Origin of the sequence: Kitasatospora sp. NPDC049285 (genome assembly GCF_040678815.1) — a bacterium.
Lineage (GTDB): Bacteria > Actinomycetota > Actinomycetes > Streptomycetales > Streptomycetaceae > Kitasatospora.
On the sequence record NZ_JBFAQR010000106.1, the window covers coordinates 1 to 11,386 of the forward strand.

Annotated in this window: 13 protein-coding genes; 9 read left to right on the forward strand and 4 right to left on the reverse strand. The window is 74.8% G+C overall.

The features are described from left to right. From AB0K51_RS33840 to AB0K51_RS33850, 3 genes are all read left to right on the forward strand, one after another. Positions 1-1,156, forward strand: a 1,156-nt coding sequence (locus AB0K51_RS33840) for an aldehyde dehydrogenase family protein (RefSeq protein ID WP_363461983.1), incomplete at its 5' end; no start/stop codon positions are given. A gap of 74 nt (positions 1,157-1,230) precedes the next feature. Beyond that, the gene (locus AB0K51_RS33845) at positions 1,231-1,770 is read left to right on the forward strand and encodes a winged helix-turn-helix domain-containing protein (protein ID WP_363461985.1); all 540 of its coding nucleotides are present in this window, start codon (positions 1,231-1,233) and stop codon (positions 1,768-1,770) included. Further along, on the forward strand, positions 1,767-3,053 hold the full coding sequence (locus AB0K51_RS33850; RefSeq protein WP_363461987.1) for an MFS transporter: 1,287 nt from the start codon (positions 1,767-1,769) through the stop codon (positions 3,051-3,053). Before AB0K51_RS33845 ends, AB0K51_RS33850 begins: the two co-directional genes overlap by 4 nt. Positions 3,054-3,063: 10 nt before the next feature. Here the strand turns inward: AB0K51_RS33850 and AB0K51_RS33855 are convergent, their stop codons facing one another. The 3 genes from AB0K51_RS33855 to AB0K51_RS33865 all read right to left on the reverse strand — a co-directional run bounded on the left by AB0K51_RS33855 (position 3,064) and on the right by AB0K51_RS33865 (position 3,945). Beyond that, a complete protein-coding gene (locus AB0K51_RS33855) occupies positions 3,064-3,264 on the reverse strand; it encodes a hypothetical protein (RefSeq protein ID WP_363461989.1) in 201 nt (66 codons plus the stop codon). Positions 3,265-3,351: 87 nt separating this feature from the next. Continuing rightward, the gene (locus AB0K51_RS33860; RefSeq protein ID WP_363461991.1) at positions 3,352-3,633 is read right to left on the reverse strand and encodes a hypothetical protein; all 282 of its coding nucleotides are present in this window, start codon (positions 3,631-3,633) and stop codon (positions 3,352-3,354) included. 57 nt (positions 3,634-3,690) lie between these two features. Further along, complete coding sequence (locus AB0K51_RS33865; RefSeq protein WP_363461993.1) at positions 3,691-3,945, reverse strand: hypothetical protein; 255 nt, start codon at positions 3,943-3,945, stop codon at positions 3,691-3,693. Positions 3,946-4,100: 155 nt separating this feature from the next. Between AB0K51_RS33865 and AB0K51_RS33870 the strand changes: the two genes are divergently transcribed. The 6 genes from AB0K51_RS33870 (at position 4,101) to AB0K51_RS33895 (ending at position 10,526) form a co-directional block, all read left to right on the forward strand. Further along, positions 4,101-4,757 carry a cupin domain-containing protein gene (locus AB0K51_RS33870; protein ID WP_363461995.1) on the forward strand — a complete coding sequence of 219 codons (657 nt, stop codon included), beginning with the start codon at positions 4,101-4,103 and terminating at the stop codon, positions 4,755-4,757. Then, complete coding sequence (locus tag AB0K51_RS33875; RefSeq protein ID WP_363461997.1) at positions 4,754-5,869, forward strand: hypothetical protein; 1,116 nt, start codon at positions 4,754-4,756, stop codon at positions 5,867-5,869. The genes AB0K51_RS33870 and AB0K51_RS33875 overlap by 4 nt, the downstream gene beginning before the upstream one ends. Before the next feature lie 115 nt (positions 5,870-5,984). Next, entirely contained in the window at positions 5,985-6,803 is an 819-nt protein-coding gene (locus AB0K51_RS33880) for a hypothetical protein (protein ID WP_363461999.1), read from the forward strand. A 19-nt stretch (positions 6,804-6,822) separates the two neighbouring features. Beyond that, entirely contained in the window at positions 6,823-7,356 is a 534-nt protein-coding gene (locus AB0K51_RS33885) for a hypothetical protein (RefSeq protein WP_363462001.1), read from the forward strand. Further along, a complete protein-coding gene (locus AB0K51_RS33890; protein WP_363462003.1) occupies positions 7,349-9,151 on the forward strand; it encodes an asparagine synthetase B family protein in 1,803 nt (600 codons plus the stop codon). Before AB0K51_RS33885 ends, AB0K51_RS33890 begins: the two co-directional genes overlap by 8 nt. A gap of 52 nt (positions 9,152-9,203) precedes the next feature. Next, positions 9,204-10,526 carry an aldehyde dehydrogenase family protein gene (locus AB0K51_RS33895; protein WP_363462005.1) on the forward strand — a complete coding sequence of 441 codons (1,323 nt, stop codon included), beginning with the start codon at positions 9,204-9,206 and terminating at the stop codon, positions 10,524-10,526. 252 nt (positions 10,527-10,778) lie between these two features. Here AB0K51_RS33895 and AB0K51_RS33900 read toward each other — a convergent pair whose 3' ends face one another. Beyond that, complete coding sequence (locus AB0K51_RS33900; protein ID WP_363462007.1) at positions 10,779-11,225, reverse strand: Lrp/AsnC family transcriptional regulator; 447 nt, start codon at positions 11,223-11,225, stop codon at positions 10,779-10,781. Positions 11,226-11,386: the final 161 nt, after the last annotated feature.

Genomic DNA, 11,386 nt, shown 5'->3' on the forward strand with positions numbered 1-11,386 from the left:
GGCCGAGGCCGCGAAGTGCGCCAAGTCGATGCGCTGGTACGCCGACCACGCGGAGCGGCTGCTGGCCGACGAGCACCCGGACCCGGCGGACGTGGCGGACTCGGGCGGCGCGTCGGCGTACGTGCGGTACCGGCCGCTCGGTCCGGTGCTGGCGGTGATGCCGTGGAACTTCCCGTTCTGGCAGGTGGTGCGGTTCGCCGCGCCGGCCCTGATGGCGGGCAACGTCGGGCTCCTGAAGCACGCCTCGAACGTGCCGCGCACGGCGCTGGCGCTGGAGGAGCTGTTCAGCCGGGCCGGGTTCCCGGCGGGCTGCTTCCAGACCCTGCTGATCGGCTCGGGCGCCGTCGAGTCGGTGATCCGCGACGCCCGGGTGGCGGCGGTGACGCTGACCGGCAGCGAGGGCGCGGGCCGCTCGGTGGCGGCGGTGGCCGGCGACGAGGTGAAGAAAACGGTGCTGGAACTGGGCGGCAGCGACCCGTTCCTGGTGCTGCCCTCCGCGGACCTGCCCGCGGCGATCGCCCGCGCGGTGACCGCCCGGGTGCAGAACAACGGGCAGTCCTGCATCGCGGCGAAGCGCTTCATCGTCCACGCGGACGTCTACGACCGGTTCCTCGCGGGCTTCACCGCGTCGATGCGCGCCCTGACCGTCGGCGACCCGGCGGCCGAGACCACCGACGTCGGCCCGATCGCCACCGCGCAGGGCCGCGCCGACCTCGAGGCCCTGGTGGCGGACGCCGTGAAGCTGGGCGCGATCGCCGAGTGCGGCGGCGCCCGCCCCGACGACCCGGCCCTCGCCGACGGCTGGTTCTACCTCCCGACCGTGCTCTCCGGCGTCACCCCGCGGATGCGGATCCACCACGAGGAGGCCTTCGGCCCGGTCGCCACGGTCTACCGCGCCGCCGACCTCGACGAGGCCCTCGCCATCGCCAACGACTCCCCCTACGGCCTGAGTTCGAACGTCTGGACCACCGACGAGGCGGACCGCGAGCGCTGCGTCCGCGACCTCCAGGCCGGCGGCGTCTTCTTCAACGGCATGACCGCCTCCCACCCCGCCTTCCCCTTCGGCGGCGTCAAGCGCTCCGGCTACGGCCGCGAGCTGTCCGGCCACGGCATCCGCGAGTTCTGCAACATCACCACGGTGTGGAACGGGAGCTGACGCTCCACCAGGCGGGCCGGCGTCGGTCGGGAAAACCCCTTGCGTAATGGTCAAGAAGTGTTGACCATTGACCCGTGCCTACCGATGATGTTCCCGAGACGCTCCACGTCACCACGGACGAGCAGCTACGCGCCGTCTCCAATCTGACCCGCCACCGGATCATGGCCGTGCTCCGCTTCGAGCCCGCGACGATCACGCAGATCGCCGAGCGCGTGGGCCTGGCGAAGGGGAGTTCCAGCTACCACGTCCGGCTGCTCGAACGGGCCGGCCTGGTGAAGGTGGTGCGGACGCGCAAGGTCCGGGGGGTCACCGAGCGGTACTACGCGATGGCCGCGCGGTCCATCGTGCTGCCGGATCCGGGCGAGGGTGGGCCGGATGTGCTGATGCGGCACGCGGTGGCGGACCTGGAGGCGGCGCCAGCCGACGGCGAGCGGCACGTCCGGATGGCGCACCTCCGGCTCACCGACGAGCAGTTCGCCGAGCTGGGGGCGCGGCTGCAGGCCCTGGCGGACGAGTACCGGGAGCTGTCCGACCCGGCGCTCCCCGACGCGTCGCTCGTCTTCGCGCTGTTCCACCCGGCAGCGCTCCAGCAGATCGAGGGGGAATCCAAGTGACCTCGGACGTACAGAAGTTGCCGACCGGGTTCGGGCGGCTGTGGACCGCCCAGACGGTGTCCTCGCTCGGTGACGGGGTGTCACATGCCGCGCTGCCGCTGCTCGCGTTGACGTTGACGCGCGATCCGCTGGCGCTCGCCGTCGTCACGGCCGCCGGGACGCTGCCGTGGCTGCTCTTCGGGGTGCTCGGCGGTGCGCTGGTGGACCGCTGGGACCGCAGGCGCACGATGTGGGTCATGGACGCGGCGCGTGCGGTGCTGCTCGCGATACCGGCGGCGGCGGCCGCACTCGACGTGCTGAGCATTCCGCTGCTCGCGGCCGTCGCCTTCCTCCTCGGCCTCGGCGGGCTCTTCTTCGACACGGCAGCCACGGCCTACCTGCCGGACCTGCTCGGCCGCGACCCTGCGCTCCTGGAGCGCGCCAACTCCCGCCTGCGCGGCACCCAGACCGCCGCGTCCGGCTTCGCCGGACCGCCCGCGGGCAGTGCCCTGCTCGCGCTCGGACGGGCGGTTCCGCTGCTCGCCGACGCGCTCTCGTTCGCGGCCTCCGCGCTGCTCGTCCGCTCGCTGCCCGCCGCACCGCGGCCCGTCCCGCAGGCGCGCGAGTCGCTGCTGCGGCAGGCGCGGGCCGGCGCCTCGTACGTGTTCCGGGACCAGCTGCTGCTCGGGCTCGCGCTGCGTCCGGCGGTCGGGAACGTCGCCTTCCTCGCCGTGGAGACGGTGCTGGCCCTCTTCGCGCACGATCGTCTCGGCGTCGAGGCCTTCGGCTTCGGCCTGCTCCTCACCGCGGAGGCCACCGGCGGCCTGCTCGGCGCGGGCATCGCCTCCTTCCTCAGCCGGCGGCTCGGCACCGGCACCGCACTGACCTGCACGGCCGCGGTCGAGGGACTCGCCATCCTGGGCCTCGCCGCCGCCCCGAACGCGTACCTGGCCGGACTCGCGCTCGCCGTCTGCGGCGCGGGCATGGGCGCCACGATGGTGCTCGGCCCCTCCCTCCGGCAGGCGATCGTCCCCGCCCACCTGATGGGCCGGGTCGCCTCCACCTCCCGGATGCTCGCCATGTGCGCCGCACCGTTCGGCGCCTTCCTCGGCGGCTGGCTGGCCACCACTTACGACGTACGTACCCCGCTCTACACCGCCGCCGGGCTGCTCCTGACCATGACCGCCATCACCGCGACCATGACCGGCAACCGCCGGGTCGAGGCGGCACTGCGGGCCGCCGCCCCCGCCGATCACTCAGCTCAGCCGGCCCCCGTCCCGGAGCCTGCCGTCCAGGGCTCCTGAGCCGACCGGCTCACTCCCCCTCGCCCGCGGCCAGGTGGTAGTACACCGTCCCCGCGGGCCAGGGGCCGTGCTCGGTGACCTCCCAGTGGACGACGACGTCCTGCACGTCCACCGGGCCGAGCGCCTCGATGGAGTCCGCGAGTCGCCGCAGCAACGCCGGCACGTCGTCGCACCCCGGCCCGGCCGGGTTCGCCTGGGAGAAGTGGTGCACGGTCGAAACGCCGCGGCGTGCTGCTGCTCATACGCCGATCCTAGGAAACCCGCCCGCCGGCCCCGCGCAGGCGCAACGGCCCGTCAGCTACTCCGCGGCGGCGGGCCGTTCGCCCTCGGCGGGCTCGAGCACGCTCAGGCGGTACGTCGTCGGGTACACGAGTCGTCCGCAGAGCACGTCCAACCGCAGCTTCGACTCGTCGTCGTACCGGCGCTCCGCCCGCAGGCGGTGGACGTGGGCCGGCCACTCGGCGTAGTCCTGGGTCTCGAAGACCACCTGCCAGGGGCCGTTGCGGTACTCGGCGTACCTCGCCGCGTGCTCCTGGCGGGCCTCCTGCCGGCGACGCTTGCGTTTCCTCTGACCGGGCACGGGTGCCACCTTCGCAGCCCGGCGGGCGCGGGACAACCGGGTTCGGGAGTCCGGGGGTCAGGCGGGACGCACCTGGTGCGGGTGGGCGGCTTCGTGGCGGCCCCAGAACTGGGCGACGAAGGCGACGATGGTGACGGCCCAGACCACGGAGAACGGGATCAGCAGCCAGAGCTGGCTGATCTGGGCGGCGACGGCGCCGAGGCCGAGGGAGAGGGCGAGCAGGAAGACCAGGGAGGAGTTGTGCTTGGCGGTGATCCAGGCGTAGAAGCGCCGCATCGGGCCCGGGCGCGGCGTACCGGCGGTCACGGACATCGCTTTCACCTCCGCAGAGTTCAGCTTCTGTTCGAGTATCCCGCTGGTCAGCGACCCCGGCAGCCCGGGTAGCATCACGGCGGGGCGCCGTGTCGACGGCGGACGGCGACACCGCGGCCAACGGGTGCGCCGGGCAAGGCACGTGGGGGTGGGGGATGTCGGTGCGCTCGGGGCTGCGCGGCTTGGCGCGGCTGGCGGCGGAACTGCCGGACGGGGCGGAGCTGTACCGGCTGCGGCCGGACGGGCGGGTGCTGCGCGCGGACCGCGAGGGTGCGCGCGAGCTGGGGCCGCAGGACCCGGACGCCGAGCTGCTGCGTTTCATCGACGACCGGCAGTACGCGCACTACCTGGTCGGGGACGCCCGGACCTCGCCGGAGCGGCCGTCCAACGCCACCTACAAGCTGGGCCTGGTCGCGCCGCACAGCGCGTTCACGCCGCACGCGCACGGCGGCGAGCACCTGGTGCTGGCGCTCGGACCGGCGGCCTGCGGGCTGTACGACGAGCAGCGGCGGCGGGTGGTGCAGGTGGCGCTGGCGCCGGGGACGCTGATCCGGATCCCCGAGCTGATGCCGCACTCCTTCGCGAACCGGGGCGGCGACCGGCTGGCGATCCTGGCGGCGAACACCGGCTACGGCATCGACCACGAGGACTACGCGATCACGGCGGCCGCGGCCGAGCACCGCGGCGATCACGAACTGGCCGCCGCCCTAAGGGAGGTGACGGCCCGGCAGCGACCGGGTACGGTCACCGCGCGGGAGCGGCTGGCCAACCGGCTGCACCGTCTCGCCACCGCGCTGGAGGACGCCCGATGATCTGCCCGCACTGCGCCCGCGACCTCAAGCAGAAGGAACGCACCGGCCACGTCTGCTCCCTCTGCCACCGCGAGTTCGCCCTGGATCCGAAGGTCGAACCCGGCCGGCTGCACGACCGGAAGCTGCGCGAACTGGCCGGGAAGCTCACCGAGGGTGGCCTGACCGTCACTGTCGAGCAGCTGTACTGGGCCAACGAGCGCCGCCTGTACCGCTACCCGAGCGCGTCGGAGCGGCAGGGCAAGCTGTCCACGGCGGTGACCCTGGCGGTCCTGGCGGCGCTGGCGCTCGTGCTCGGGCTGGCCGTCGGCCTGCCGCTGGTGGTGCCGCTGGCGTTCGTCGCGGTGGTCCTCACCACGCTGTCGGTGCGGAACCTCAAGCGCGCCCGCACCCTGCGCCCGGACTACCCGATGAGGCCGTGGGTCTCTCCGGACGCGTTCCGTGACCAGGTGCTCGGCCGCTGGCGGCAGGTGCACCGGGAGCTTCCGCCGCAGGTGGTGGAGCACGTGGCGCCGCGCGGGAAGCCGGGCCTGGTGAAGCCGCGCGCCGCGGTGCTGTGCAAGCCGGCCGAGGTGCGGATGTTCCTGCAGGCCAACGACTTCGAGGCGCGGCAGTCGGTGCTGCTGGTGGAGCACGAGCGAGAGGTCCCGGACGGCGTGCCGGTGGTCGTGCTGCGCGACCTGTCCCTGGCCGGGCTGGCCGAGGTGCTCGACGCGCGGGCCGCGTTCCCCGGGCGGCGGGTGGTGGACGCGGGCCTGCCGCCGCGTGCGGTGCTGCCCCCGGCCAAGGCGATCCGGCAGCGCGACGACCACGGCCGGGTGATCGACCGGGTGGCCGCCGCACCGGCCTTCCAGCGGCTCACCGAGCAGGAACGCGCGTGGCTGCTCGGCGGCTGGCACTCCCGGCTGATCACCCTGCCGCCCGCGAAGCTGATGGCGCTGGCGAGGAAGGGCGTGGAGCGCGCCCTGGCGCCCGCCCCGGTGGTCGAGGAGTCGCCCGCCGCGACCCGCCGCCGCGCCGAGCAGGTCGGCTTCCTCACCTGGCCGGAGGCGATCCCCTCCCAGCGCCCCGCCGCCGACGCCCCGACGGCCCCCCGCACGGACGGCCGCGCATGAGCCGCCGCGCCGGCCGGCGCCCGGGCCGAGTGCCAGGGACGGCCCCGTCCGTCCCACCAGCTCCGCTGACCCCGGCCGCGGGCCCGCGGGATGCGGCGATACCGGCGGTGGCCGGATGACCGCGATCACCGACCGGCTGGTCGACCGGGCCGTGCGCGCGGCCGCCGAGCGCTGCGCCCGCCCGGGCGGCCGGATCGCCTTCACCGCACGCCAGTTGTACTACGAGACCAACCGGGTGCTGGCGCCGCTGCACCGCGGCCCGCGCCGCCTCGACTACACCGTCCGCCCGCTGCTCGGCGCCGAGCGCTTCGCCGCCTCGCTCGCCCGGCAGCCCGGCCTTCCGGTGCTGCCGGAGACCGCCGTCCCGGGGCCGCACCGCCCGGGGCCGGAGGGCGACCTGTACGACTACGCCTTCCCCCGGCTGCTGGTCTGCCAGGACCCGGCGATCACCGGGATGCTGCTGGCCAACCGGCTGCACCTGGAAGGCGCCTGTCCGATCGTCACCCCGGACCGGCTCCCGCTGGACCCGCGGCTGCTGGCCGCGCTGGAGCGGGCCGGGGACGCGGTGGTGCACGTGCTGCACGACGCCTCGCCGACCGGGGTCGAGCTGTTCCTGCGGGTGCGCGAACACGCCGGGCCGACGCTGCGGGTGCGCACCATGGGCGTGCTGCCGCGGCACGCCCGGGCCCTGCACCTGACCGCGCTGCGCGGCCGACCCCGGTGCGACGAGACCGGGTTGCCCGCCGAACTGCCCGCCGCCGAACGGGCCTGGCTGGCCGACGGGCGGGTCGCCGAGGTGGCGGCGATCCGCCCGGCCCGGCTGCTGCGCACCGCGCTGCGCACCGTCCGGGGCGGCGGCTTCGCCCCGCCCGCCCGCCCGGCCGCGCCCACCCGGGCCCGCGACACCGGCTTCCTGACCTGGCCGACGCCCTGACCTCCGAGGACTCTGGACGATGACGCAGCCACCCGAAATCACGTACAGCGACGAGCTGTTGGCCGACGGCACGGCACACCGCCGGTACTCCGACGGCCGCAGCGAGTGGCGTCGGCGCGACCCGGACGGCCGGATCCACTGGCGCGACGACCGGGGCGACTCCGGTACCGACGAGCGCCTCGGCAGCGACCTGATCAAGCGGGTGCACGCCGACGGCCGGACCGGCTACGGCCGGGACGTCGGCTACGGGCGCACGGTGTGGGGACAGGGCCAGTACGTGCTGGTCAACCGCAGCTCCTTCCCGGGCCGACTCGGCGTGGTGCTCGGCGCACTGGGCCTCGGCGCGGGCATCGCGGCCGCCCAGTTCGCGCCGGAGCTGCTCTCCGAGGACGAGGAGGAGGAGCTGCGCCGCCAGGCCGCGGAGCGCGTCAACCGCTCGACCGACGGCAGTGGCGGGGACGGCGGTGGCGGCGACGGTTTCGCCGACTCCTCGGACTTCGACGATGACCGCGAGGCAGACCAGAGCAGTTGGGACAGTGACGACTTTGGCTGAGCCGCACTCCGCGACCCTGGCCTCCCCCAGCCCGGCCGCCGCCGCGCACCGCCCGGCCCGCTACCTGGTCAGCGCGCTGCCCGCCGCTACCCGGCCCGGTCCCGAACCCGGCCTGGTGGCAGGGCCGTTCACCGCCGCCGGGCAGAGCGTCTCGGCGGCGCTGCTGGCCGACCGGCCCGGCTTCGCCACCGGTCCGTTCACCGTCGACGGCCGCACCGCCGTCGGCGAGGTGACGCTGCACAACCGGCCCGAGCTGCTGGCCGCCCTCGCCGCCGCCGGCCGCCCGGCCGAACCGTCCTGCCCGGACGGCGAGTTGCTACTGCGCTGCTGGCTGGCGCTGGGCCCGGCGGGGCTGCTCGCCGCGGACGGCATGTTCACCCTGGCGATCCTGGACGGCGCCGAGCTGCTGCTGGTGCGCGACCACGTCGGCGCCCGCACCGCCTTCTACGCCCGGACCCGGCACGGCGGTTGGGTGGCCGCCAGCTCGCTGCGGGCGCTGCGCGAGCGGTCCGACGTGGACACCGGCCTCGACCTGGCGGCGGTCCGCTCCTTCCTCACCTTCGCCTACCTGCCGGGCACCGAGACCCTGCTGCGCGGGGTCTGCGAACTGCGGCCCGGCCGGGTGACCCGGCTGTGTCCGGACGGCAGCGTCCGCGAGGAGCCGTACTGGGAGCCCACCGCCCAGCCAACGCCCGATGATCTGACGGACCGTCACCACACCGACCGCCTGCGGGAGTTGCTGGAGCAGGCGGTGGCCCGTCGGCTGCCGGAGGGCGAGGACGTCGCGGTGCTGCTCTCGGGCGGCGTGGACAGCTCGCTGGTGACGGCGCTCGCCGCCCGGCTGCACGACCGCCCGGTGCACACCTACTCGATCAGCTTCGGCTTCGAACTGCCCAACGAGCTGGGCTACTCGGGCCTGGTGGCAGCGCACTGCGGCACCCGGCACCGGGTGCTGACGGTACCGGGCGAGCAGGTCGCGGCGCGGCTCGCCGACACCGTGGCGCTGCTGGACAGCCCGGTCGGCGACCCGTTGACCGTCCCCAACCTGATGCTCGCCGAGGCGGTGGCCGGCGACGGCCTGTCCGTGTCGTTGAACGGCGAGGGCGGCGACCCGGTGTTCGGCGGTCCGAAGAACCTGGCGATGCTGGTCTTCGAACTGCTCCGCGAGGACGCCGGGGACCTGGCCCGTGCCGACGCCTACCTGCACACCTACCGCAAGTGCTACGAGGACCTGTCGGTCCTGCTGACGCCGGACGCGCTGGCCGCCCTCGACGGCGCCCCGCACCCCCGCCGGCACGTCGAGCCGTACCTGACCGGTCGCCGGATGCCGACCCTGCTGGACCAGTTGCTGCTGTGCAACCTGCGCACCAAGGGCGCCCACCACATCCTCACCAAGGTGGAACGGCTGACCGCCTCGCAGGCCGTCCAGGGCCGCTCCCCGCTGTTCGACCGGCGGGTGGTGGACCACGCCTTCGCCACCCCGCCGCGGCTCAAGCTGTCCGGTGCCGAGGAGAAGTGGGTGCTCAAGGAGGCGGTGCGCGACCTGCTGCCGGACACCGTCACCTACCGTCCGAAGAGCGGCATGCGGGTGCCCGTCCAGCAGTGGCTGCGCGGGCCGCTCAGCGAGCTCGCCGCGGACCTGCTGCTCGGGCCGACCGCCCGGGCCCGCGGCCTGTTCCGGGCCGACACCGTGGAGACCTGGATGCGCGGCGGCGGTCTGCTGCTGCCCCGCCAGGGCGGCAAGCTCTGGCTCCTGCTCACCCTCGAACTCTGGCTGCGCGCCTACGACTTGTGACCGTCGACGGGCCGCGACACCCGGCGACCCCCGTACCACCTGGAGCACCCGCATGGACCTGATCGACCCCCGCACCGGCGACGTCCGAGGCTCGCAGCAGCCTGCCGGCCCAGCTGAGACGGCGGCCGCCGTCGCCGCCGCCCGCGCCGCGCAGCCCGGCTGGGCCGCGCTCACCCCGCGCGAGCGGCACCGCCGGCTGGCCGCGCTCGCCGAGCTGATCGAGCGGCACGCGGAGCAGTACCTGGCCGCGGAGTGCGCCGGCACCGGCAAGCCCGCCGCCGAGGCGGCCGGGGAGATCGCCGAGGTCGCCGACCTGTTCCGGTTCTACGGCGGCGCCGTGCGGGCCGGCACCGCCCCCGCCGCCGGGGAGTACCTGGCGGGGCACCAGAGCTGGGTGCGCTGGGATCCGGTCGGCGTGGTCGCCGCCGTCGTGCCGTGGAACTACCCGCTGCTGATGGCGGGTTGGCGCTGCGCGCCGGCGCTGGCGGCCGGCAACACGGTGGTGCTCAAGCCCGCCGAGACCACCCCCGACAGCGCCCTGCTGCTCGCCGCGCACGCCGAACAGGCCCTTGGCACCGGCGTGTTGACCGCGCTGCCGGGCGACCGCGGCACCGGGCGGCTGCTGGTCGAGGCCGGCTGCGACCTGGTCGCCTTCACCGGCAGCCCGACCGGCGGCGCCGACGTCGCCGCCCGGGCCGGCCTCACCCCCGTCAGCCTCGAACTCGGCGGCAACAGCCCGGTACTGGTGCTGCCCGACGCGCCCGCCGACACCTGGCAGCAGCTCGCCGCCGCCTGCACCTACAACGCCGGCCAGAGCTGCGCCGCCCCCGCCCGGGTGATCGTCCTCGACCCGGCGTACGACGAAGCGGTCGCCGCGCTCACCGCCGCGATGGCCGAGCGGCAGGCCGGCCGGGACTTCGGCCCGCTCAACAACCCCGACCAGGCGGCCCGTTACGACCGGATCGTGGCCGCCAGCGCGGCGAAGACGTCGCTCGCCGCGCCCGGCCGCACCGACGGCCTGTGGCGGCCCGCCCGGGTCCTCGCCGACCTGCCCGCCGACGACCCGGCCGTGGTGGAGGAGGTGTTCGGCCCGCTGCTCACCGTCCAGCGCGCCGCCGACCTCGACGAGGCGGTGGCCCTCGCCGAGTCCGTCCCGCAGGCGCTGGCCGCGAGCGTCTGGACCACCGACCTGTCCACCGGTCTCGCGCTCAGCGCCCGGCTCTCGGCCGGCGAGGTCTGGCTCAACTGCCACCTCGCCCAGTCCGCCGAACTCCCGCACAGCGGCCGCCGCGGCTCCGGCGCCGGCACCGACCTCTCCACCCTCGCCCTACGCGACTACCAGCGCCCCAAGACCGTCACCGCCCGCCTGCTCTGACGCCCCGTCGCTGCTGGTGCGGGCGCCTCGCGCTGCGCGTCCGCGCGTCCGCACGCAGCAGGATCAGCCGGATGAACGGGAACGCGACAACCGGCTCGGCCCCGGCCGGACGACGGCGCGGCCGAGGGGCAGGTGCAGGCGGACGAGCCGCCGCTCTGCCACGACCCGTTCGGCGACTGGGACCGTTGGGATCGGCTGCAGTCCCTGGCTCGCCGACCGGCGGCTGCTGCTGGTGCGGGCGCTGAGCCCGGGTCAGGGTCGGGTGGGGCCGCGGTAGGGGAGGGTCTGGCGGTAGACGACGCTGGTGGTGGTGCTGCCGAGGCCGGCGAGTTCGTCCATCAGGGTCTCCAGGTGCTCCATGGAGGTCGCCGCCACCTTCAGGGTGTAGCAGTCGTCGCCGGTGGTGCGCAGGCACTCCAGGATCTCCCGGCGTTCCTCGAGCAGCCGGCGCAGCGGCTGGTGCCGGTTGCCGGGGTACTTCAGCCGGACGACGGCGAGGACGGGGTAGCCGACCTTGGTCAGGTCGAGCACAGCCTGGTAGCCGGTGATGACGCCCTGCGCCTCCAGGTTCCGCACCCGTTCGGTGGTGGCCGAGGAGCTGAGGTTCACCCGCCGTCCGAGTTCGCTGAGCGAGGTGCGGGCCTCGCGCTGCAGCTCCCCGATGATCGCCCAGTCGACGTCGTCCAGATTCACGGCCATGGCACGATCCCTAAGAATGTGAGGCGGTCCGGGAGGACCGGGTATGGCTGATGGCGCGTTGCCCTTGAGGGCTCGGAAGGAATGGCCGCCCGGTCCTCCGGGACGCTCCGACCACTGATTGAGAACTGCGGTCATCGCTGGTTAGGGACCTGTCGGCGGAG

What these genes read in the sequence shown, in the direction of transcription:
- AB0K51_RS33865 (WP_363461993.1), bottom strand. Translation starts at nt 3,945, where the DNA reads ATGTCCGTGACCGCCGGTACGCCGCGCCCGGGCCCGATGCGGCGCTTC.
- AB0K51_RS33870 (WP_363461995.1), top strand. Translation starts at nt 4,101, where the DNA reads ATGTCGGTGCGCTCGGGGCTGCGCGGCTTGGCGCGGCTGGCGGCGGAA.
- AB0K51_RS33875 (WP_363461997.1), top strand. Translation starts at nt 4,754, where the DNA reads ATGATCTGCCCGCACTGCGCCCGCGACCTCAAGCAGAAGGAACGCACC.
- AB0K51_RS33880 (WP_363461999.1), top strand. Translation starts at nt 5,985, where the DNA reads ATGACCGCGATCACCGACCGGCTGGTCGACCGGGCCGTGCGCGCGGCC.
- AB0K51_RS33885 (WP_363462001.1), top strand. Translation starts at nt 6,823, where the DNA reads ATGACGCAGCCACCCGAAATCACGTACAGCGACGAGCTGTTGGCCGAC.
- AB0K51_RS33895 (WP_363462005.1), top strand. Translation starts at nt 9,204, where the DNA reads ATGGACCTGATCGACCCCCGCACCGGCGACGTCCGAGGCTCGCAGCAG.
- AB0K51_RS33900 (WP_363462007.1), bottom strand. Translation starts at nt 11,225, where the DNA reads ATGGCCGTGAATCTGGACGACGTCGACTGGGCGATCATCGGGGAGCTG.